We start from the raw sequence: 21,881 nt of genomic DNA on the forward strand, positions 1-21,881 counted from the left end.
GGTGGTTCGGCGAGGTCAGTTGGCCGCGAGCGCTCGCGCCTCGGCGATGATCTGCGCCCGCTGGGCCGCGGTCAGGCCCGACGCGGCGGGCGTTGCGGCGTACACCGCGAGTACGCCGTACTGACGCTGGCCGAGCAGGGTCGTCATGGTGGAGACGGCCGATCGCGAGGCGCTCGACGTCAGGATCAGGCCGGCCAGCCCGGTCGGCGTCGCGACGATCTGGAAGCGCGACTCGGTGACCTGCTGCCCGACCTGCGCCCTGATCACGTGCTCACCAGCAGCCAGTACGGCGGTGTCGAGCGCGCTCCCGTTCTCGACCGGCTTGCCATCGAGGGTGATGTCGGCCGGCTCGGCGGAGGCCACCGCGATCCGGAGCTGCTGGGCGCGGTCGACCTTCTGCCCGGCGGCCGGGCTGAGCACAGCCGGCTTGGCACGCTGGAGGAACGCGGCGTTCCAGCCGTAGAGCTCGGCCGGGCGGTTGGTGATGATGCCGTCCACGCCGGCCTTCTCCAGCGCGTTCCAGCGCGTGGCGTCGTCGACCGTCCACACGTTCACCGCGACACCTTGGGCGTGCAGCTCGGCGACAATGCCCGGGCGGGTCCGGAACGCGGCGTCCGACGGGTTGTACGCCGACAGCTCGAGGTCCTTGGCGATCGCGACCGGGTCGGGGTCGAGCGTGCTGCGCAGCAGCCCGAGCGGGAGCTCCGGAGCCAGCTCACGCATCCAGCGCAGGTGCTGCGGCTCGAAGCTCTGGACGAAGACCCGGCCGGTCATCGACCGGTTGCGGATCTCGGTCACGATCCGGGCGACGGAGTCCCGGGTGTGGGCGCCCTTGACCTCCAGCAGCAGATTGCCGCCGCGGGTCTTCAGGCCGTCCAGTTGCTCGCCGAGCGTGGGAACCCGCTGGCCGGTGAACGCCGGGGCGAACCACGACCCGGCGTCCAGGCCGGCGACCTGGGCCGCGGTCAGGCTGCGGATCGCGCCGGTGCCGTCGGTGGTCCGGTCCACCGTGTCGTCGTGCAGGATCACCGGTACGCCGTCCTTGGTGGGCTGGACGTCGTTCTCGATCCACTCCGCGCGGGCCCGGCGGGCGACCTCGTCGGAGGCCGCCGTGTTCTCCGGGGCGGCGCTCGATCCGCCGCGGTGCGCCCAGACCCGCAGCGGGTCGCCGGGCTTGCGGACGAAGGACTCCTTGCCGAGCGGAGTCACCTTGAGATCGTCGAAGGAGACGGTCGCGCCGTTGACCACCAGCGCCTGGACGCCGGTCGCGCTGCGGTTCACCATCGTCGTGCGCAGCGCCTCGCGGCCGTCGACGAACCAGGTGGCGCGGGAGCCGCGGACCTCGACGGCGACGGCGACCTGCCGGCCGACACCGACCGCGATCGGGGCGGCCCCGGTGTCGGTGACGTTCCAGGTGTTCGACGCGGTGCGCTGGGCGAACTCGAGGCCGTTGGCGGCGGTCGATCCGTTGCGCAGGGTCGCGATCGACCACGGCACCGCGCCGGTCGGGGCCAGGTCGAGACCGAACGCGACCCAGCGGGCGGCGTCCAGGGCGGACTCGAAGCGCAGGTGGCTCTCGATCCGGAAGTCGGTGAGCGGGGTGCCGAAGGTGATCCGGCTCTGCTGGGCGGACGTGGCCGACGTACCGGTGAGGCGGCCGTTCTCGACCTTCCAGGTGCCGTCGACGACGGTCCAGCCGGCCGGGAGGGTGGTGCCGTCGAAGGTCTCGTCGACGGTCGGTTCGGGAGCGGCGGTTCGGGTGACGGCGTGGTCCGTGGCCGGCTCGGCGACGGCGTACGGGGCGGTCAGGACAGCGGTGACAGTGGCGCTTGCGGCCAGGGCGGCCAGCACTGCACGAGGGCGGCGTGAAGTGAGCTTCATGGGCAACGACCGTAGGAAACCCACACGAACAGGACCAGAGCCAGTGATGAATTGCCCGCCAACGCGCGATGGCTCGGCCGATGGGTGAGGATGGCGGGATGAAGCCGGTCATTCTCGACGTCGACACCGGGCTCGACGACGCCTGCGCCCTGCTGCTCGCCGCCCGCCACCCGGAGCTGGACCTCAAGGCGGTCACCTGTGTCGGCGGCAACGTCGGCCTGGACGAGGTCGTGGTCAACACCTTGACCGTGCTCGACGCGGCCGGGCGTTCCGACGTACCGGTGGCTCGGGGTGCGGCACTCCCCCTGCTGCAGCCCGTGCGTGCGGCGCCGCACGTGCATGGCAAGGACGGCCTCGGCGACCTGGACTGGCCGAAGTCGACCCGTACGCCGGACGCCCGGCACGCGGTCGAGCTGCTGCGCGCCGTCCTGCTGGAGGCGGCCGCGACGGGCGAGCTGATCACGCTGGTTCCGCTCGCACCGATGACGAACATCGCGCTGCTGCTGCGCACCTACCCGGAGGCGGCGCGGGGGCTGCGCGAGATTGTCTTCATGGGCGGCGCGGCGGGCATCGGCAACGCGACCGCGTCGGCGGAGTTCAACATCTGGACCGATCCGGAGGCGGCGGCGATCGTGCTCGCGGCCGCCGGTGAGCTCGGGGTGCCGGTGACGATGTACGGGCTCGACGTGTTCTACGGCGTACCGATCACGCTCGCCGAGGCGGGTGCGCTCGGCGGGTCGCCGTCGGCGGAGCTGGCGCGACGGCTGATCGAGAAGCGCAGCGAGCTGTACCGGGCCGACCAGGCGAGCATCGGTGACGGCGGCGCGGTGTGCGCGGTGATCGACCCTGACGGGCTGACCACGCAGGAGTTTCCGTTGCGGGTGGAGCTGTCCGGCAGCTGGTCACGCGGGCGGACGATCGTCGACACGCGGGATTGGAGCGGTGACCTTACTTCGGACCCCTTCGGCGCGGCGCCGACGGTGGTTCGGGTGGCGACCGCGGTGGATGGGCGTCGCTACGCGGATCTCTGGCTGTCGGCGGTGCGCTAGCGGCCGTCAGCGCAGCGGGACCTCGAGGGTCTGGCCGGGGACCACGTCGGCGGCGGTGCGCAGGTTGTTCAGGTCGGCGATCTGCTCGACGACGGCGGCGGTGTTGCTCGACGGGTTCGTGCTCTGGGCGATCGACCACAGCGTGTCGCCCGCGCCGACCTGCACCTGCACCGTTCGGGTGAACTGCGGCTCGGGCTCGAGCGCTCCGGCGACACGCAGCCCCAGCACGGCGATCGCCGCACCGAAGACCAGCACCGAGAGCGTGGTCAGCACCGCACGGCCCCGACGGGTCAACTGCAGCGCCGAGGGCTCGATCTCCGGGTGCTGTCGGCGTCCCGCGGGCTGGTGGACCCGCGGTTGCGGCCGCGGCTGCACCCGAGGCTCGAGATCGGGGCCGGCGCACGCCCGCACGGTCAGCCGGTCGGTCGTCGTCCCCGCGATCCGGTGCCGGCGTGGCGCGACGGGCACGGCGGGAGGGGCGCCCGCTTCCGGCGTAGCTGCGGTGGCCAGTGCCGTTGTGCTCATCGGATCCTCCAGACCCTCGTCTAGACCTCGTCGTGCGCTCTACCTTGTGTCTACCGGTCACCGCCGACAGTTTTCGATCCGGCGGTGTCCGAACACCTGTTCGATCGAACGTCTGTACGAATCATTAACCGCAGCGCGCCCGATCCGCAACTGTTCCAACCAGGACACGCCGGGGAAATTCCCGCCCTATAACCCGACACACGAACAAACGTGCGAACCGACACGCCTTCGAACAGATGTTTGAAGAATCTCAGGATTCGGTCTAACGTCGTGCTCAGTCGATCACGCAAGGCCGAGCCGAGGGACACGAAGGCGCCGGCCCCGACCCGAGGAGTTACCACCGATGGCCAGGACGAGCGGTTCCAGCAAGGGCAGCGGTTCGAGCAAGGCCAGTGGTTCCGCGCGCGGTGCCGCCGAGCCGACCGTGACCGAGCTGCCCGACGGCCCGGCCGACGCGACCGGACTCACCCCGCGCCAGCGCCGGGTGCTGGACGTCATCCGCGACTCGGTGGACAGCCGGGGCTACCCGCCCTCGATGCGCGAGATCGGCGAGAAGGTCGGCCTGACCAGCTCGTCCTCGGTCTCGCACCAGTTGCGCGTGCTGGAGCAGAAGGGCCTGCTGCGCCGCGACCCGAACCGGCCGCGCGCGATCGAGGTCCGCTATCCGGGCGAAGTCGCCGACGCGGCGGCGCGGCGCGGCTCGGTGGGCTCGGTCCGCCAGACGTCGTACGACGAGACCGGGGCCGGCGACGCGCACCCGGCGGCGGCGTACGTGCCGGTGGTCGGCCGGATCGCCGCCGGTGGGCCGATCCTGGCCGAGCAGGACATCGAGGAGGTCTTTCCGTTGCCTAAGGCAATGGTCGGGGAGGGCACCCTGTTCATGCTGCGGGTCAAGGGAGAATCGATGATCGAGGCGGCCATCTGCGACGGCGACTGGGTCGTGGTCCGCCAGCAGCCGACCGCGGAGAACGGTGACATCGTCGCTGCGATGATCGACGGCGAGGCGACCGTGAAGACGTTCAAGAAGACCAGCAACGAGGTCTGGCTGCTGCCGCACAACCCGGCCTTCGAGCCGATCGACGGCCACGACGCGACCATTCTCGGAAAGGTCGTAACAGTTCTGCGCCGAGTCTGACATCTCAGACGGCGCGCGAAGTCGGGCGTGTCGTGTCAGCATTGAACCATGACGACTGTCTATGACTTCAGCGCCAAACGGATCGAAGGCAATGAACAGTCTCTTGCCGACTTCCGCGACCAGGTGCTCCTGGTGGTGAACACGGCCTCGCAGTGCAGCCAGACCCCGCAGTACACGGGTCTGCAGAAGCTCTACAAGAGTTACCGGAAACAAGGATTTTCGGTCCTCGGCTTCCCCTGCGACCAGTTCGGCCACCAGGAGCCCGGCGACGAGAACGAGATCGCGAACTTCTGCTCGACGATCTATCACGTCACGTTCCCGATGTTCGCCAAGATCGACGTGAACGGTTCCAAGACCCTGCCGCTGTACAACTGGCTCAAGCGTGAGGCCGGTGGGCTGCTGGGCGGGCGGATCAAGTGGAACTTCACCAAGTTCCTGATCGGCCGGGACGGAAACGTGATCGCTCGCTACGCACCGACCAACCCGCCGGAGAAACTGGCCGACAAGATCGAAGCCGCCCTCGCGGTACCGGCCCCGAGCACCCGGGACTCCGGCGACTGATCGACGGCGTCGGCGGGAGTTCTGGATTCGATTCCCTTCGACACCGGGCGCCTCACTGTCGCAGGGATTTATGGTTCGCGACGGGTGATGACCAGCACGCCGTCAACACCAGCGCGGGGTCCGGGGGCGCGGCGACGACGCGGCGTCCACGCGGTCTGCGCACGCGCCTGGCTCGGAGTCGGAGCGCGCTAGGCGCAAACGCGCGGTTCGGGGCGGAGCACGGTCGGCGCAAACACCCGGTCCGGGGCGGAGCACGGTGGGCACAAACGGGTGATCCGGGGTGGAGCACGGTCGGCGCAAACACCCGGTCCGGGATGGAGCACGGCCGACGCAAACACGCGTCTGATCCGGGGTGGAGTGCGGTCGGCGCAAACGCCTGGTCCGGGATGCGCGTGTCTCGGGGTGGAATGCGGTCGGCGTGAGCGCATGTCTGAAGGCGGGATCCGGTCGGCGTGAGCGCATGCCTGGGGGCGGTAATGCGGGTCGGCACAAACGCGTGGGATCGGGTGGAGCGTGGTCGGCGTGGGCGCTGGGCGGAGTCCCCGGGCTTCGGGTTCAGCGAACGACTGATTCGGGGTCGATGTCGAGGCGCAGGCCTCGCCAGACAGGGTGGCGTAGGCGGCCGTCGGCGGCCCAGCCGGAGTAGGTGACTTCGGCGACCAGCAGCGGGTCGAGCCAGTGCGCGGCGCGGCGGTCGGTGCCTGGGATGCTGGAGGCGTCGAACGGCGGCCGGTCGATCTCCAGGCCGGCCAGCTCGGCGCCGAGCAGGTCGAGCATCGCGAAGTCGAGGCCGGATCCGACCTTGCCGATCAGCACCAGCTCGCCGCCCGGTTCGTCGTACGCGCCGCAGTACAGCGAGCCGATCCGGCCCTGCCGGTTGCCCTCCCCCGGATGCCAGCCGCACAGGATCACGTCGCGGGTCTGGACCGGCTTCACCTTGATCCAGTCCGCACTGCGCTTGCCCGGCAGGTAGCGCGACTTGCGGCGTTTGGCCACCACGCCTTCCAGTCCGGTCGACGCGGACAGGTCGAGCGCTTGTTCGCCGTCGTCGTAGGCCACCGGGGTCTCCCAGAACGGGTCGCCGATGTCGAGCGACTCCAGCAGCGCCCGACGATCGTCGTACGTTGCCTCTAGCAAGGACTTTCCATCGAGTTGGAGCACGTCGAAGACGCGGACCGAGACCGGTACCTGAACGATCAGCTGCGCCAGCTGTCGCGGGTTGCGGACGTGCATGCGGCGCTGCAGCAGGCCGAACGACGGTGCGCCGTTCTCGTCCAGGGTGACGATCTCACCGTCCAGTACGGCGGGCAGTTGCAGCCCGGGAGCATCTGCCAGGCCGACCAGCTCGGGATAGCCGGCGGACACGTCGCGGCTGTTGCGCGACCAGAGCCGGCAGCCGTCGGCGTCCACCTCGGCGATCACGCGGATGCCGTCCCACTTCAGCTCGTAGGCCCAGTCGGGTCCGGTCGGCAGCGGGCCGAGCGCGGCCATCATCGGCAGCACCGGCGGACCCCCGGCCGGGCTCATGAGTCCTGCAGTCGTTTCAACGCACCGAGCACCTTCTCACGATCGGCGGTCGGCCACATCGGTGGCAAGGAGGCGCGCAGGAACCCGCCGTACCGGGCGGTGACGATCCGGGGGTCGAGCACCGCGACGACACCGCGGTCGCTGTTCCGGCGGATCAGCCGACCGGTGCCCTGGGCAAGCAACAGGGCGGCATGCGTGGCGGCGACGGCCATGAACCCGTTGCCTCCGGCCTCGTCCACCGCGCGCTGCCGGGCAGCCATCAGCGGCTCGTCGGGGCGCGGGAACGGGATCCTGTCGATGATCACCAGGTTGCAGGTCGAGCCGGGCACGTCGAGGCCCTGCCACAGCGACAGCGTGCCGAACAGGGACGTCTCGGGATCCTCGATGAACTCCCGGGACAACTCGTTGAGGTGGGCGTCGCCCTGGCAGAGGATCTTCAGGTCGGTCGCCTCGCGGACCGCCGCCGTCGCCGCCTCGGCCGCGCGGCGCGACGAGAACAACCCGAGCGTGCGGCCTCCGGCGGCGGTGACCAGGTCGACGATCTCCTCGAACTGCTTCGGCCCGAGCCCGTCGCGATGCGGCGGCGGCAGGTGCTTGGCGACGTACAGGATCGCCTGCTTCTCGTACTCGAACGGGGAACCGACGTCGAGCCCGCGCCAGGGCAGCGGACCGGTCTCGGACTCGTCGTCGAGCTCCGGCATCTCGTCGTCGTCGGCCAGCTTGTCGGCGGGACGCAGACCGACCTGCCGGGCGATCGCGTCGAAGTCGCCGCCGAGCGTCAGCGTCGCCGAGGTCAGGATGGCGGTGCGGTCCTTCAGCACCAGCTCGCGCAGCAGGCCGGCCACGGTGAGCGGCGCGATCCGCAGCTCCTTGCCGAAACGGTCGCGGTCGATCAGCCAGACGACGTCCAGGTCGTTCAGCGCGGCGACGCGTTCGGCGACGTCGAAGATCTCCTTCACCGCGCCCTTGGCCTGCCGCTTCGCGCCGTCGGGGTCGTCGTCCTTGTCGTCGGACTTCTTGTTCAGATCGGAGTACACGCCGCGGGCCGCGTCGCGAACCATTGCCGCCGCCTCCAGGACGGCGCTGTTGGCCGCCTCGATCCGGCCCTCGCGGGTCTGGTCGAGCGCGGCACGCAGCGCGTCGGAGGCGTCGATCAGATCGTCGGCGTGGTCGTCGTCGACGAACCGCCGGGCCCGCTTCGCCGCCCGCTCGACCATCTGCGGGGACAGCTCGTCGCCGGCCGCGCCGGTCACCCGGGCGGGCAGCTCGTGCGCCTCGTCGACGATCACCACGTCGTGCTCTGGCAGCACGGTCCGGTTCTCGAACGCGTCGATCGACAGCAGCGCGTGGTTGGTGATCACGATGTCGGCCTTGCGCGCCTCCTCCTTGGCCCGCTCGGCGAAGCACTCCTCGCCGTACGGGCACTTCTGCGCGCCGAGGCACTCGCGGGCCGCGATCGCCACCTGCTGCCAGGCCTGGTACTGGTGGGAAGGCGCGTGGTCGCGATCGCCGGCCTCGCCGTCGAGCAGCTGCTGCTCGGCCCACTCGCGCAGCTCGACCACCTGCTGGCCGATCGGCCCCGACGGCGGGACGTCGACCAGCATGCCGTCGTCGTCCGGAGCGCCTTCGCGGATGCGGTGCAGGCAGGCGTAGTTGTTGCGGCCCTTCTGGATCGCGTACGTCGGCCGGCGCGGGAGCAGCTTCTCGGTGGCGTCGAGCAGGGCGGGCACGTCGCGGTCGACGAGCTGCGACTGGAGCGCGAGCGTCGCGGTCGACACCACGACGCGGCGGTTCTCCACGGCGTGCACCAGCGCGGGCACGAGGTAGCCGAGCGACTTGCCGGTGCCGGTTCCCGCCTGGATCAGCAGGTGGGACCCGTCGTGCATGGCGTCGTTCACCGCCTCGGCCATCGCGACCTGCCCTGGCCGGGTCTGCCCGTTCACCCCGGAGACCGCGGCCTCCAGCAACTCGTGCACATCAACACCCACCGCAACACCCTAGCCGGGGTCGCGGACAGATTTCGCCAGCGGTGTGGAGGGTTGTGGACGAGGGAGAAGAACGTCACCTGCCCCGGGCGGTTGGTAGTGATGCGGCCGGAGAGGCCGCGGGGGCTGAGGTGCGCTGCGGCCGGGAAGGGATGTGGGGAGGGTGGAGCGGGTGGAGCGGGTGGAGCGGGTGGAACTGGTGGAGCGGGTGGAGCGGGTGGAACTGGTGGGGCGGGTGGAGCGGGCGTCAGCGGTCGGGCCCGGCATGACACCGCCCCCGGCGGGTCGCCGGGGGCGGTGGGGGTCAGACGACGGCGCCGCGGTCTGGTTCGGTGTCTCGGTCTCGCTGGACCCGCTTGGGGCGGGGCGGCGGGGCCGGGTAGCGCTTTTCGAGTTCGACCAGGAGGGGGGCGGCGGTGAGGTTGGAGGAGTAGGTGCCGACCAGGATGCCCAGGAGGAGGGCCAGGGCGAAGTCGGCCAGGGAGTCGCCGCCGAGGAAGAGCAGGGCGGCGAGGATGAACAACGTCGAGATACCGGTGTTGATGGTTCGGGGCAGGACGTTGACGATGGCGGTGTCGACGACCGGGCCGAGCGCCTCCGTGGAGCGGGCGTTGCGGGTTTCCCGGATCCGGTCGAAGACGACGACCGAGTCGTTCACGGTGTAACCGATGATCGTCAGCATCGCGGCCAGGAAGATGCCGTCGACGGGTTTGCCGGTCCAGGCGAAGACGCCGACGACGACCGCGACGTTCTGCAGCAGGGCCAGTACGGCGCCCGCGCCGAAGGTCCAGCGGAACCGGGCCGCCAGGTAGATCAGCTGGGCCAGCAACGCCACCCCGAGCGCGATCAGCGCCTTGTTGCGCAGTTCGCTGCCGAGCGACGGGCCGATGCTCTCGTTGCGGATCAGTTCGGTGCCGCCGCCGATCCGGGAGATCGACTCGCGGATCTTCTCCGCCTCGTCGTTGCTGATGGTCACCGTGCGCACGGTGATGTCGTCGGTGCCGGACGCCTGGACGACGGCGTTCGGGTAGCCGGCCTCGGCGACCGCGGCGCGTGCCTGGTCGGGCGTGATCTGCTGAGCGGTGCTGACCTCGAGCAGCCGCCCGCCGGTGAACTCGATGCCGAGGTTCAGCCCGCGGATCGCCACACCGGCGACGCTCACCACGATCGCGGCCACGGTGATCAGCAGCCACCGGCGGCTGTGCTTCATCAGCGCCGGCCGCTTCGCCTCCAGCCAGGTGCGGACCCGGCCGTGCCCGGCGATGCCGCTCAGGCCTGGCCGGTCCAGCACGAACTTGCGGGACACGACGAACTCGGCGAACACCCGGGTGACGACCAGCGCCGACAGCATCGAGGCGATCACACCGATGCTCAGCGTGACACCGAAGCCGCGCACCGGTCCGGCGGCCAGGAAGAACAGCAGGCCCGCCGCGAGCAGCGTGGTGATGTTGGAGTCCGCGATCGCCGACAGCGCGTTCTGGAATCCGCTGCGCAGCGAGCGCCGCAGTCCGTCGGTCCGCCCGCCGATGTAGTCCTCGCGGGCGCGCTCGAAGACCAGGACGTTCGCGTCGACGGCCATACCGATCGCGAGCACGAAGCCCGCCAGGCCGGGCAAGGTCAGGGTCGCGCCGATCGCCGTCAGTGCGGCGTACGACATGCCCGCGTAGGTGATCAGGCCGATCACGGCCATCAGGCCGACCAGCCGGTAGACCACGACGATGAACAAGGCGGTCAGCGTGACGCCGATGATGCCGGCCAGCGCGCTGGCCTGGATCGCGTCCTTGCCGAGCGAGGGCCCGACGGTCCGCTGGTCGATCACCTCGACCGGCAGCGGCAGGGCGCCACCGGAGATCAGCGCGGACAGGTCCTTGGCCTCTTCCTCGCCGAAGTTGCCGGTGATCGTGCTGTTGTTCTCGGGCAGGCCGATGTTGCACAGCTGGTTGCCGCCGGTCGGGTCGACCTGCGGCGCGGTGAGCACCTCGTTGTCGAGCACGATCGCGATCAGGCGGCCCGGCGTACCGACCGGCTGGCAGGCGGCCTTGCCGGTGATCTGGGACCAGATCTTGCCGCCGCCGTCCTTGAAGTTCAGCTGGACGATCCAGCCGGCGGCGACCTGGTTCGGGTCGAGCACCGCCTCGGCGCCGCCGACCTTCTCGCCGGTCATCGCGGGCTTGGCCAGCTTCAGCACACCGCCGTCCTGGCTCGGCAGGTAGAGATCTCCCGGCGCGGGCTTGGCCGGCTTCTCCGCGACCTGCTCGAGCACCTCGTGGAAGCTCAGCTGCGCGGTCTTGCCGATCACCTCGGCGGCTTCGCGCGGGTCCTGGACGCCGGGCAGTTCGACGATGATCCGCCGCTCGCCCTGCCGGGTCACGCTCGGCTCGGCGACCCCCAGGGCGTCGATCCGCCGGCGCAGTACCTCGAGCGCCTTGTCGGTGTTCTCCGCGTTGGCCTTGGCCGTCGGGGAGTCGCTCGTCTCCAGGACGATCTGCGTGCCACCTCGCAGGTCCAGGCCGAGTTCCGGCTTCGCGGTCAGGACGGTGTACGTCGACGCCGCGAGAACAAGGAACGCGAACAACGCGCGGACCAGGGACGACCGGTTCACTACAAGCCTCCGGGAGATGGGCACCCTGGGTACGGGTGTCATGACGCAGTGCAGACCCACGATGCGTCGTGGAACGCACAGTGTACGGAGACCGGCAAGTCACCGGCCAGAAAGCATCGAGGCCCGATCAAACGTTCGCCTGGACGGCAGCGCAGTGCCATGGCATCAGCAAGCAGCAGAACTGATTGACGCCTCAGGTGAGTTCGCCCTAACTTCTCCTCTCACTCGCTCCGTGACCACGTCAGGACCGAGTGTGATCACCCCTCCGCCCCGGTGGGTGACCAAGTTCCCCGAGGAGGAACACGTGCGTCGAATCCGCCTTGCCCTGGCCGCAGCTGTCGTGCCGGCGATCGCTTTCACCACCGCCGGCTCCGCCGGTGCCGCTCCGGCTCCCGAACCCGGTGGCCGGATCATCCTCGTCCAGCGCGCCGCCGCCGACCCCGGCGTCAGCGCGGTCAAGGACACCTACATCGTCGAGCTCAAGCAGGGCGTCAAGCTGAAGAGCTCGCTCGGCATCAAGCCGACCCGGCAGTACAGCAGCGCGGTCAACGGCTTCACCGCCAAACTCACCGCGGCCCAGCTGGCGGCGCTGCAGAAGAGCCCGGAGGTGATCGCCATCTCCGAGGACGTGTACGTCGAGAACGTGCTCGACACCACCCAGACCAACCCGCCGTCGTGGGGCATCGACCGGATCGACCAGCGCAACCTGCCGCTGTCGCGGTCCTACACCTACACCCGGACCGGGACCGGCGTGCACGCCTACATCATCGACTCCGGCGTCGACCCGACCCACCCGAACTTCGGCGGCCGGGCGACCTTCGACTTCAACGGCCTGGACAGCAACAACACCGACTGCAACGGGCACGGCACGCACGTCGCCGGCACCATCGGCTCCACCTCGTACGGCGTGGCCAAGAACGTCCGGCTGCACGGCGTGAAGTGGCTGAACTGCAGCGGCGGCGGGACGGCGTCGGCCGCGATCGCCGCCGTCGACTGGGTCACCCGCAACGCGGTCAAGCCGGCCGTGGCCAACACGTCCTGGAACTTCACCGCCAACACCACGCTGGAGAACTCGCTGCGCCGGATGATCAGCTCCGGCGTCTTCCTGGCCACCTCGGCCGGCAACACCGGAGCGAACTCCTGCCACCTGCTTCCGCGCAAGATCGAGACCGCCCTGGTCACCGCGGCCAGCACCAGCACCGACGCGCGGGCGTCGTACTCGAGCACGGGGTCCTGCGTCGACGTGTACGCACCGGGCTCGGCGATCGTGTCCACGCTGCCGGGCAACACCACCGGCTCCTACAACGGCACCTCGATGGCCACGCCGCACGTCGCCGGCGTCGCCGCGCTCTACCTGCAGACCAGCCCGTCGGCCACCCCGGCCACGGTGAAGTCGTACATCGAGAACTCCGCGACGCCGAACGTCGTCAGCGGGGGCACCACCGGCGGCACGGTGAACCGACTGCTGTTCTCGAACGGCCTGTAGGAACCCACTGAGTCAGCCGCGGTACCGGACTTCCACCAGAGCCGGTACGGCGGCGTCAGGCCTCAGGCGCCGTCGTCGATGCCGTTCTCGATCGCGTAGCGGACCAGTTCGGCTCGGTTGTGCAGCTGCAGCTTGCGCAGCGTGTTCTGCACGTGGTTCTCCACCGTCCGGTGCGACAGCACGAGCCGGGTCGCGATCTGCTTGGCGGTCAGCCCTCGAGCGACCAGCCGCAGCACTTCGGTCTCCCGCTCGGTCAGCTGCGGCACCTCCGGACCGGCCCCCAGACGCCGGTACTCCCCCAGCAGCAACCCGGCCAGTCCGGCCGAGAACACCGCATCCCCTTCCGCAGTACGCCGTACCGCCGTGTCGAACTCGTCCAGGGACGCCGACTTCACCAGGTAGCCCGAGGCGCCGTTCTTCACCGCGGCCAGTACGTCGCTCTGCTCCGCGCTGGCCGACAGCACCAGCACCCGGGTGTCCGGCAGCGCGTTGGTGATCTCCCGCGTCGCGTCGACGCCGGAACCGTCGCCGAGCTGCAGGTCCATCACCACCACGTCCGGCCGGGTCGCCAGCGCGATCCGGATCCCACCGGCCACGTCGGCGGCCGTCGCGCACACGTCGTACCCGCGGCTCTCCAGGTCGCGGGCGACGCCCTCGCGCCACATCGGGTGGTCATCGACGATCATCACGCGGATACTCAAGATCTCGTCACCGTCATCTCCCACTCGGTTCCTTCGCCGGGCGCCGTCCGGACCGTGACGCTGCCGCCGAGGTCCGTGATCCGGCCCCGGATCGACTGGCTCACCCCCAGATGCCCGTCCGCGCGCGCCGCGTCGAGCCGGTCGGGGGTGGTGCCGGCTCCATCGTCGCGGACCGACACCACGACGTCGGCACCGAGGTCCTCGACCACCACCCAGGACCGGGCGTCCGGACCGGCGTGCTTGGTCACATTGGTCAGGGCTTCCTTGACCGCGGCCACGAGTTCGTGAACCACGCCGACCGGCAACACGACCGGCATCGCCGGTACGACGACGTCCACGCGGGTCGTGGCCAAGGGCAACAAGGCACTGCACAGATCGACCTGGCCGCGCAGCTCCGGCACCGGCTGGGACGCCATCAGCGACCGCAACGCGACCTCCTGCTCGGCGGCCAGCGACGCGAGCTCGACGGCCTCGCCGCCGATCGCCGTACCGCGGCGCTGCACCTGCGCGAGCACCTGCAGTACGCCGTCGTGGATCGACCGGCTGAGCCGGAGCCGTTCCGCGGTCGCGCTCTCGGCGGCGATTGCCTCGCGCAACCTCACGTTGGCGCGGCGCATCGCGGTCGCGGCGTACCCGACGACCAGACCGGCGACCAGCAGCAGCTGCACGTTGCTGAGGATCTTGGACACGTTCTCGACGCCACGCAACGAAAGCAGAGCGAGACTCACCGTGATCGCGCCGACCAGCCCTCCGTCCCGGCCACGTGAAATCGCGAGCGCGATCACCGGCCCGGCCGCCCAGACCGAGGTCAGCACCGACGCTCCGGCCCGGATGTCGGGCAACGGCTGCGCGAACAGCGTCGCGTACATGCAGCCCACGGTGACGACCAGGTCCGCGACCGCGAGCCGGGTGTTGCGGCGGCCCCAATGGCGGCTGTAGCCGATCGAGGCGATCACCGTCCAGACGCCCATGACGGCCAGCTGCACGATCGCGCCGGACGGGCGGTAGATGCCGTCCCACCGCGTCCAGACCCCGAAGCAGGCGAAGCCGAAGGTGATCACCCGGAACACGACCAGCGCCCGCCACAACGGCAGCAGCAGGTCGGCGGTGTCACCGTGGCGCCGGTCGGGGTCCATCCGGACAGTCTGCCAAGGTGACGGGCCGCGACGCTGCGTCGTCGTACTCCAGTGGGTTGAGTGGTATTACCCCTTGCCCGGACGCAGGATTCCCCGCCTTTGTCGAAGGATTTGATCAGAACTACTTCAGCATCAGCGATTTTCCCCGTACTCTCGCGCAGAAGTTCCACGCTCGGGGGAGCACGTGGTCACGCTGCGTCAAGTCACAAGCCGCGCGTAGCGGACCTTTCACACGCAGGAGGGGAATCGTGCGCAAAGTATCTGCCGGGCTGTTCAGCCTGGCTCTGGCGGCGACGATCGGACTGAGCTCTGCCTCGTCCGGTACCGCCGCACCGCCCCAGGCCGGTCCGGCCGTCGCCGCCAACGAGCAGTCGACGTCCGACGAGCTGCCCAGCCCGCTCGAGGACAAGCGCCGGGAGTTGCGCCAGGAAGCACTCACCAAGGTGCTGAACGGTAAGGCCAAGCCCGAGAAGCGCGGCGCCAGCACGGTCGTCAAGCTGGGCAAGAAGACCGCGACCGCGAAGGGTCAGCGGACCGCCAAGGCCAAGGTCGACCAGTACGTCGAGCTGTCGCGGGAGAAGACCGACCGGATCTTCGTCGTGCTCGCCGAGTTCGGCAACGAGCGGCACCCGAGCTACCCCGACCAGGACACGGCACCGAACGTGCCCGGCCCGGCGACGTTCGAGGGGCCGCTGCACAACGCGATCCCCGCGCCGGACCGCTCGGTCGACAACTCGACGGTGTGGCAGGCCGACTACAACCGCAAGCACTACGAGGACATGTACTTCGGCTCCGGCAACTCGGTGAAGAAGTACTACGAGAAGCAGTCCTCGGGCCGCTACTCGGTCTCCGGCACGGTCACCGACTGGGTCAAGGTCCAGTACAACGAGGCCCGCTACGGCCGGTCCAACGGTTACCCGTGCGCGAGCAACGTCTGCAACAACACCTGGGCGCTGGTCCGGGACGCGGTGAACCAGTGGGTCGCCGACCAGAAGGCGGCCGGCCGCACCACGGCGCAGATCACCGCCGAGCTGAAGACCTTCGACCAGTGGGACCGCTACGACTTCGACGGTGACGGCAACTTCAACGAGCCCGACGGTTACCTCGACCACTTCCAGATCGTGCACTCCGGTGGCGACCAGGCCGACGGTGACCCGCACCAGGGCGAGGACGCGATCTGGTCGCACCGCTGGTACGTCGGTCTGGCCGGCGGCCCGGCCAACAACCCGGCCGGCGGCGCGCAGCTGGGTGACACCGGCCTGTGGGTCGGCGACTACACGATCCAGCCGGAGAACGGCGGGATCAGCGTCTTCGCGCACGAGTACGGCCACGACCTCGGTCTGCCGGACCACTACGACACCTCCGGCCCGGCGATCGAGAACCACGTCAACTGGTGGACGATCATGGCGCAGAGCCGGGTCGGCAAGCCGTCCGACGGCGGTATCGGCGAGCAGGCCGCGGACCTCGGTGCGTGGGACAAGCTGCAGCTGGGCTGGCTGGACTACGAGATCGTGAACGCCGGACAGAACCGGACGCTCGAGCTCGGCCCGCACGAGTACAACTCGGCCAAGGCGCAGGCCCTCGTGGTCCCGCTGCCGAAGAAGTCCGTGACGTCGCAGCTGCGGACGCCGGCCGAGGGCAGCAAGTCGTGGTGGAGCGGCGAGGGTGACGAGTTCACCCGGACGATGAACCGCCAGGTGACGCTGCCGGCCGGTGCCGCGACCCTGACGTTCCAGGCGAACTGGGACATCGAGGACTGTGGCGACACCACCGCCTGCGACTACGCCTACGTCGAGGTGAACGACGGCACCGGCTACAAGCCGATCGCCGGCAACATCACCAAGGCCGGCGAGGGCAACGGCATCGACGGCCAGAGCAACGGCTGGGTGCCGGCCACCTTCGACCTGTCCGCCTACGCGGGCAAGACGATCGGCCTGCAGTTCCGCTACACCACCGACGCCAACACCGGTGGCTTCGGCTTCCACGCCGACGCGATCAAGCTGACGTCGGGCGCCACCACGGTGTTCGAGTCGGGCGCCGAGACCAGCCCCGAGGGCTGGACGCTGAACGGCTTCAGCTCCGTCGGCGCGACGCAGACGACGCTGCACGACAACTACTACCTCGCCTCGCACATCAACTACGTCTCCTACGACAAGCACCTCAAGACCGGGCCGTACAACTTCGGCTGGGCCTCGACGCTGCCGGACAAGGTGGAGCACTTCCCGTACCAGGACGGTCTGCTGCTCTGGTACTGGGACACCTCGCAGCGGGACAACAACACCAACGTGCACCCCGGTGAGGGCCTGGTCCTGCCGATCGACTCCCACCCGGTGCCGATCAACCGGATCGACGGCCAGATCTGGCGGCCGCGCGTGTCCGGGTACGACGCTCCGTTCGGACTGGAGAAGGCCGACTCGTTCACGCTGCACGTGAACGGCCAGCCGAGCTACATCCGTGGCCAGGACGGCGTGCGGACGTTCAACGACAGCAAGACCTACTGGTACCCCGAGCAGCCGATGGCCGGCGTCAAGGTGCCGAACAACAAGGTCAACATCAGCGTGGTCTCCCGGACCGGGACCACCATGAAGGTGAAGGTGTCGAGCCGTAGCTGATCGGCCGGCAACGCCGAAGGGCCCCCGAGGAGCGATCCTCGGGGGCCCTTCGTTCGTCCTGCGTCAGCTCGCCGTGACGAGCTGATCGTGCGTCAGTTCGCCGCGGCCACCTGGTACGGCGCCAGCTCGCCGGCCAACTGCGGGTGCACCCGGGCGGTCAGCCTGGTCCCGTCGCCGGTGTGCTCCAGCGAGTCGACCGAGCCCTCGGAGTGGATCCGGGAGACCAGGTCGCCCCGGTCGTAGGGCAGCAGGGCCTCGACCGCGACGTCCGGCTGCGGCAGCGCCGCCTCGACCTGCGCCTTCAGCTTGTCGATGCCCTCGCCCGTGCGGGCCGAGACCACGATCGCGCCGGTTTCGCGGTGCAGGATCGGGGCCAGCGCCATCGGGTCGGCCACGTCGCCCTTGTTGATCACGATGATCTCCGGGACGTCGACCGCGCCGATCTCGCTCAGCACCTCACGGACCGCCTGGATCTGGGCCATCGGGTCCGGGTGGGACCCGTCGACCACGTGCAGCAGCAGGTCGGCGTCGGCGACCTCCTCCAGCGTCGAGCGGAACGCCTCGACGATGTCGTGCGGCAGGTGCCGGACGAACCCGACGGTGTCGGTGAAGGTGTAGACCCGGCCGTCGGACGTGGTGGTCCGCCGGGTGGTCGGGTCCAGGGTCGCGAACAGCGCGTTCTCGACCAGCACGCCCGCGCCGGTGATCGCGTTCAGCAGCGAGGACTTGCCGGCGTTGGTGTAGCCGGCGATCGCCACCGACGGCACCGAGTGCCGGCGGCGCTCCTGGCGCAGCGTGACCCGGGTGCCCTTCATGTCCTTGAGCTCGCGGCGCAGCTTGGAGATCTTGGTGTTGATCCGGCGCCGGTCGGTCTCGATCTTGGTCTCACCGGGACCACGGCCACCGATACCACCACCAGCGGCACCGACCCGGCCACCGGCCTGGCGGGACAGGTTGCCACCCCAACCACGCAGGCGCTGCTTCATGTACTGCAGCTGGGCCAGCTCGACCTGGGCCTTGCCTTCCTTGCTCTTCGCGTGCTGGGCGAAGATGTCCAGGATCAGCGCGGTCCGGTCGACCACCTTGACCTTGAGCCGGTCCTCCAGGTTGCGCAGCTGCGCGGGGGCCAGCTCGCCGTCCGCGATCACCGTGTCGGCGCCCAGCGACGCGACCAGGTTGCGCAGGTCGGCCACCTTGCCGGATCCGATGAACGTCGCCGGGTCGGGCTTCTTGCGGCGCTGGATCACGCCGTCCAGGACCTCCGAGCCCGCGGTCTCGGCGAGCAGCTTCAGCTCGGCCAGCGAGTTCTCTGCGTCCTCGGCGCTGCCCTCGGTCCACACGCCGACCAGGAGCACCCGCTCCAGCAGCAGCTTGCGGTACTCGACCTCGCTGATGTCGGTCAGCTCGGTCGACATGCCCACCACGCGCCGCAGCGCCTGGCGTTCCTCGAGCTCGAGGCCTTCCAGGCCCGGGCTCTCGCGGTCGTAACCCGTCGACGAAGTCTCCTCGTCGTCGAGCGCGTCGTCCTGGATCAGGTCGAGGTCGACGTCTTCGGTCTCTTCGTATGCGTTCGAGTGGGTCGTCATATACCTTCCATCGTGGCACGCCTCACCCGTACGGGCGAGCCGATTTCACTGTTCAACGACCTGGTCACGCGGTGAATTCCCGTTCAGGCGGGCAACCAGCCCCGGTCGAACTCCCCGCGGGCGTGCACCACGGCGGGTCCGCGCAGCTCCAGATGGTTGTCCGCGCGCCAGGTCACCGACACCTCACCACCCGGTACGCCGACCCGGTACGTGACCGGTCGCTCCTGCCGCGCGGCCAGCGCGGAGGCGACCGTGACGGCGCAGGTCCCGGTGCCGCAGGACCGGGTCTCCCCCGCTCCGCGTTCGTGCACGCGCATCTGGACGTCGTACGGGCCGTTGCGGACCACGAACTCGACGTTCGCGCCGGACGGGAAAGCGTCTTCCGGCGACCAGACCGGCGGGTCGACCAGGTGTCCGGGCTCGCGCAGGTCGTCGACGAAGGCGACCGCGTGCGGGTTGCCCATGTCGACGTGGGTCGCCGGCCACTGGTGCCCGTTCGCCTCGACGACGATGCCGGCCGGGCCGGGCAGCTTGGGCTCCCCCAGATCGGCGGTGATCGTGCCGTCGTCGTGCAGCACGACCTCCTTGACCCCGGCCCGGGTGCCGATCCGGACCGGCTTGGCCGCGGTCAGCCCTTCGTCGACCAGGTACCGGACGAAGACCCGGATCCCGTTGCCGCACATCTCCGCGGTCGAGCCGTCGGCGTTGCGGTAGTCCATGAACCACTCGCCGCCGTCGTCGACGTAGCTCTGCTTCGGCCCCTCGATCACCCGCAGCACCCCGTCGGCACCGATCCCGGCGTGCCGGTCGCACAGGAACCGCACCACCGCCGGGTCGAGATCCCCGTGGATCGAACCGTCGGGGTCGGGCAGCAGCACGAAGTCGTTCTCGGTGCCGTGACCCTTCAGCCAGGGAAAGGTGCTCATGGGGCAAATCGTACGGTTGTCCCATGGAGATCGCGTACTTCTGGGAGCGCGAGGACGCCGAGGTGGTGGCCGAGCGGCTCGGCGGCGAGGTGCGGCGCGGCCGCTTCCACGGGGAGGACGACGACGAGGACCACCCGTGGGTGGTGGCGCTGCCCGAGGGCGCCGACACCGGCGTGGTCGACGAGTACGGCGGATGGCTGGAGCCGGCTGTCGAGCAGCCGGCTCCGGAGCCACCGCCGTTGCCTACGGCACCTCAGCGGTTGAAGAAGCGCTAGCGCGGCCAGACCTGGTGGACGGTGGCCGCCGATCCGCCGCCACGGCGTTTCGGTTCGGCCGCGGCCAGGTAGCCGCCGCCCGGCAGGACCTCGAGCGCGGCGACCGCGCCGATCTCCGCGGCCGAGGTGAGCGCGTCACCGGCGAGCACCAGCTTGTGCCCGTACGGCGTGAGGTCGTCCTCGTACGCCTCGATGAAGGCCGGTTCGGCGGTCACGTTCGCGGTGTTGCGCTGCGACGCCCGCGGAGCGGCGACCGCCTGGGGCAGCGTCATGCCGCGGTCCAGCCGGTTGGTCAGCGTCTGCAGGACCGTGGTGATGATCGTCGAACCACCCGGCGAGCCGAGCGCGAGGAACGGCTTGCCGTGCCGGAGCACGATCGTCGGCGACATCGACGAGCGCGGCCGCTTGTTCGGCTCGATCCGGTTCGGGTCGGCCGGGTCCGGGACGGCACTGAAGTCGGTCAGCTCGTTGTTCAGCAGGAAGCCGCGGCCCGGGACGGTGATACCGGAACCACCGGTCTGCTCGATCGTCAGCGTGTAGGACACCACGTTGCCCCAGCGGTCGGCCGCGACCAGGTGCGTCGTCGACAGGCCTTCGGTGTCCGGCCGTTCGGTCGTCGTCACGCCCGGCGCGCAGGGCGCGTACGAGCCGTCGGGCGAACCCGGCTTCACCGGCTTGACCGCGGCCTGGTCCGGGTCGATCTGGCAGGACCGCTCGGCGCCGAAGCCCTTCGACAGCAGTTCCTCGGTCGGTACGTCGACGAACGCCGGGTCACCGACGTACGCGTTCCGGTCGGCGAAGGACAGCGCGGACGCCTCGAGGTAGTTGTGCAGCGCGTCCGGGGTGGACAGCTTCGACAGCTTCTTCGGCGCCAGGATGTTCAGCGCCTCGCCGACCGTCGTACCGCCAGAGGACGACGGCGCCATGCCGTAAACCTCCAGGCCGTCGTACCGGACCTTGGTCGGGTCCTGCTTCAGCACCTTGTACTTGGCCAGGTCGGCCGGGGTCAGGTATCCCGGGAACATCGGCAGCGTCGCGCCGGGCGCCTTCGGCGGAGTCTTCACCACCGCCGCCATCTCCGCCGCGAGCGGACCGCGGTAGAACGCCGAGGGGCCTTGCTTCCCGATCAGCTCGTACGTACGGGCCAGCTCCTTGTTCTTGAACACCGTGCCGACCTGCGGAGCGTCGCCACCGGGCAGGAACAGCTTGGCCGTCGGCACGACCTGCGCGAACCGGGCCTTGTTGTCCAGCGTCTGGTTGCGGAAGGTCTGGTCGACGACGAACCCACGGTCGGCCAGGTCGGCCGCCGGCTTGATCGCCCTCTTCAGCGACAGCGAGCCCCACGACTTCAGCGCCGAGTCCCAGGTCGCCAGCGTGCCCGGTACGCCGACCGAGACGCCGGAGGTGACCAGCTGGGCGAACGGGTACGCCTGGCCGGTGGCGTCGTTCATGAACGCGTCGCCGGGCATCGCCGCCGGCGCGGTCTCGCGGCCGTCGATCGTGTGCACCTTGCGGGTCTTCGCGTCGTAGTAGACGAAGTAGCCGCCGCCACCGATCCCGGCCGAGTACGGCTCGGTGACGCCGAGCGCGGCCGCGGTCGCGACCGCCGCGTCGACGGCGTTGCCGCCCCGGCGCAGCACGCCGATGCCGACCTTCGTGGCCTCGGGATCGACCGAGGCGACGGCGCCGCCGTACCCGATCGCGGTCGGATTCTTCGGCGGTGGCTGCGGCGTGTGGGGCCGGGACTCGACGGTCGCCTGCGCGGGGGCTCCCCCGGCGGTCAGGCCGGTCAGGACGAGCGCACTCGCCGTCAGCGTTGCGGCCAGCTTCTTCGGTGTCACCGGGGTCCTCCGCAGGGGTCGGCGTACATGGACAGCCCCTGCCTACCCGACCC

At 70.0% G+C, this 21,881-nt stretch carries 16 protein-coding genes; 6 read left to right on the forward strand and 10 right to left on the reverse strand.

Going from position 1 to position 21,881, the window contains the following annotated elements:
* Positions 1–15: 15 nt before the first annotated feature.
* Positions 16–1,881, reverse strand: coding sequence for a glycerophosphodiester phosphodiesterase (locus tag ACQPXM_RS27300; protein WP_432938450.1), 1,866 nt, complete (start codon positions 1,879–1,881; stop codon positions 16–18).
* A 98-nt stretch (positions 1,882–1,979) separates the two neighbouring features.
* On the opposite strand from ACQPXM_RS27300, the gene ACQPXM_RS27305 reads away from it, so the two are divergent.
* Positions 1,980–2,930 carry a nucleoside hydrolase gene (locus ACQPXM_RS27305; RefSeq protein WP_432938452.1) on the forward strand — a complete coding sequence of 317 codons (951 nt, stop codon included), beginning with the start codon at positions 1,980–1,982 and terminating at the stop codon, positions 2,928–2,930.
* Between the two features lie 6 nt (positions 2,931–2,936).
* On the opposite strand, the gene ACQPXM_RS27310 is transcribed toward ACQPXM_RS27305, so the two are convergent.
* Positions 2,937–3,455 carry a LysM peptidoglycan-binding domain-containing protein gene (locus ACQPXM_RS27310; protein ID WP_432938455.1) on the reverse strand — a complete coding sequence of 173 codons (519 nt, stop codon included), beginning with the start codon at positions 3,453–3,455 and terminating at the stop codon, positions 2,937–2,939.
* 343 nt (positions 3,456–3,798) lie between these two features.
* Between ACQPXM_RS27310 and lexA the strand changes: the two genes are divergently transcribed.
* Together lexA and ACQPXM_RS27320 are read left to right on the forward strand one after the other, a co-directional pair.
* Complete coding sequence (gene lexA, locus ACQPXM_RS27315; RefSeq protein ID WP_432938457.1) at positions 3,799–4,590, forward strand: transcriptional repressor LexA; 792 nt, start codon at positions 3,799–3,801, stop codon at positions 4,588–4,590.
* A 48-nt stretch (positions 4,591–4,638) separates the two neighbouring features.
* Entirely contained in the window at positions 4,639–5,151 is a 513-nt protein-coding gene (locus ACQPXM_RS27320; RefSeq protein WP_077012660.1) for a glutathione peroxidase, read from the forward strand.
* A 555-nt stretch (positions 5,152–5,706) separates the two neighbouring features.
* Here ACQPXM_RS27320 and ligD read toward each other — a convergent pair.
* The 3 genes from ligD to secD form a co-directional block, all read right to left on the reverse strand.
* Positions 5,707–6,678: a non-homologous end-joining DNA ligase gene (ligD, locus tag ACQPXM_RS27325; RefSeq protein WP_432938460.1), complete on the reverse strand. Its 972-nt coding sequence runs from the start codon at positions 6,676–6,678 to the stop codon at positions 5,707–5,709.
* Positions 6,675–8,588: an ATP-dependent DNA helicase gene (locus tag ACQPXM_RS27330; RefSeq protein WP_432951094.1), complete on the reverse strand. Its 1,914-nt coding sequence runs from the start codon at positions 8,586–8,588 to the stop codon at positions 6,675–6,677. The genes ligD and ACQPXM_RS27330 overlap by 4 nt, the downstream gene beginning before the upstream one ends.
* Before the next feature lie 379 nt (positions 8,589–8,967).
* Positions 8,968–11,265, reverse strand: a complete 2,298-nt coding sequence (gene secD / locus ACQPXM_RS27335) for a protein translocase subunit SecD (RefSeq protein WP_432938462.1) — start codon at positions 11,263–11,265, stop codon at positions 8,968–8,970.
* Positions 11,266–11,569: 304 nt separating this feature from the next.
* On the opposite strand from secD, the gene ACQPXM_RS27340 reads away from it, so the two are divergent.
* Positions 11,570–12,751 (forward strand): S8 family peptidase, encoded by a 1,182-nt coding sequence (locus ACQPXM_RS27340; RefSeq protein ID WP_432938464.1) that lies wholly within the window; start codon positions 11,570–11,572, stop codon positions 12,749–12,751.
* Between the two features lie 62 nt (positions 12,752–12,813).
* Here the strand turns inward: ACQPXM_RS27340 and ACQPXM_RS27345 are convergent, their stop codons facing one another.
* Both ACQPXM_RS27345 and macS read right to left on the reverse strand, forming a co-directional pair.
* Positions 12,814–13,437, reverse strand: a complete 624-nt coding sequence (locus tag ACQPXM_RS27345) for a response regulator (protein WP_432951096.1) — start codon at positions 13,435–13,437, stop codon at positions 12,814–12,816.
* A gap of 11 nt (positions 13,438–13,448) precedes the next feature.
* The gene (gene macS, locus ACQPXM_RS27350) at positions 13,449–14,588 is read right to left on the reverse strand and encodes a MacS family sensor histidine kinase (RefSeq protein ID WP_432938466.1); all 1,140 of its coding nucleotides are present in this window, start codon (positions 14,586–14,588) and stop codon (positions 13,449–13,451) included.
* A 248-nt stretch (positions 14,589–14,836) separates the two neighbouring features.
* On the opposite strand from macS, the gene ACQPXM_RS27355 reads away from it, so the two are divergent.
* The gene (locus tag ACQPXM_RS27355; RefSeq protein ID WP_432938469.1) at positions 14,837–17,200 is read left to right on the forward strand and encodes an immune inhibitor A domain-containing protein; all 2,364 of its coding nucleotides are present in this window, start codon (positions 14,837–14,839) and stop codon (positions 17,198–17,200) included.
* 92 nt (positions 17,201–17,292) lie between these two features.
* Here the strand turns inward: ACQPXM_RS27355 and hflX are convergent, their stop codons facing one another.
* The gene (gene hflX, locus ACQPXM_RS27360) at positions 17,293–18,786 is read right to left on the reverse strand and encodes a GTPase HflX (protein WP_432938471.1); all 1,494 of its coding nucleotides are present in this window, start codon (positions 18,784–18,786) and stop codon (positions 17,293–17,295) included.
* 83 nt (positions 18,787–18,869) lie between these two features.
* Positions 18,870–19,712 carry a diaminopimelate epimerase gene (gene dapF, locus ACQPXM_RS27365; RefSeq protein ID WP_432938473.1) on the reverse strand — a complete coding sequence of 281 codons (843 nt, stop codon included), beginning with the start codon at positions 19,710–19,712 and terminating at the stop codon, positions 18,870–18,872.
* Positions 19,713–19,735: 23 nt separating this feature from the next.
* Here dapF and ACQPXM_RS27370 point away from each other — a divergent pair, with 23 nt between their 5' ends.
* Positions 19,736–19,987 carry a hypothetical protein gene (locus ACQPXM_RS27370; RefSeq protein ID WP_432938475.1) on the forward strand — a complete coding sequence of 84 codons (252 nt, stop codon included), beginning with the start codon at positions 19,736–19,738 and terminating at the stop codon, positions 19,985–19,987.
* Here ACQPXM_RS27370 and ggt read toward each other — a convergent pair.
* Positions 19,984–21,828: a gamma-glutamyltransferase gene (gene ggt, locus ACQPXM_RS27375; protein WP_432938477.1), complete on the reverse strand. Its 1,845-nt coding sequence runs from the start codon at positions 21,826–21,828 to the stop codon at positions 19,984–19,986. The two genes, ACQPXM_RS27370 and ggt, sit on opposite strands and share 4 nt — an antisense overlap.
* Positions 21,829–21,881: the final 53 nt, after the last annotated feature.

Source organism: Kribbella sp. CA-253562 (assembly GCF_050942265.1).
In the GTDB taxonomy this organism is placed as follows: domain Bacteria; phylum Actinomycetota; class Actinomycetes; order Propionibacteriales; family Kribbellaceae; genus Kribbella.

Coding starts and splice junctions, on each gene's coding strand:
- ACQPXM_RS27300 (WP_432938450.1), bottom strand. CDS start 1,881: ATGAAGCTCACTTCACGCCGCCCTCGTGCAGTGCTGGCCGCCCTGGCC.
- ACQPXM_RS27305 (WP_432938452.1), top strand. CDS start 1,980: ATGAAGCCGGTCATTCTCGACGTCGACACCGGGCTCGACGACGCCTGC.
- ACQPXM_RS27310 (WP_432938455.1), bottom strand. CDS start 3,455: ATGAGCACAACGGCACTGGCCACCGCAGCTACGCCGGAAGCGGGCGCC.
- lexA (WP_432938457.1), top strand. CDS start 3,799: ATGGCCAGGACGAGCGGTTCCAGCAAGGGCAGCGGTTCGAGCAAGGCC.
- ACQPXM_RS27320 (WP_077012660.1), top strand. CDS start 4,639: ATGACGACTGTCTATGACTTCAGCGCCAAACGGATCGAAGGCAATGAA.
- ligD (WP_432938460.1), bottom strand. CDS start 6,678: ATGAGCCCGGCCGGGGGTCCGCCGGTGCTGCCGATGATGGCCGCGCTC.
- ACQPXM_RS27330 (WP_432951094.1), bottom strand. CDS start 8,588: ATGGCCGAGGCGGTGAACGACGCCATGCACGACGGGTCCCACCTGCTG.
- ACQPXM_RS27345 (WP_432951096.1), bottom strand. CDS start 13,437: ATGATCGTCGATGACCACCCGATGTGGCGCGAGGGCGTCGCCCGCGAC.
- macS (WP_432938466.1), bottom strand. CDS start 14,588: ATGGACCCCGACCGGCGCCACGGTGACACCGCCGACCTGCTGCTGCCG.
- hflX (WP_432938471.1), bottom strand. CDS start 18,786: ATGACGACCCACTCGAACGCATACGAAGAGACCGAAGACGTCGACCTC.
- dapF (WP_432938473.1), bottom strand. CDS start 19,712: ATGAGCACCTTTCCCTGGCTGAAGGGTCACGGCACCGAGAACGACTTC.
- ACQPXM_RS27370 (WP_432938475.1), top strand. CDS start 19,736: ATGGAGATCGCGTACTTCTGGGAGCGCGAGGACGCCGAGGTGGTGGCC.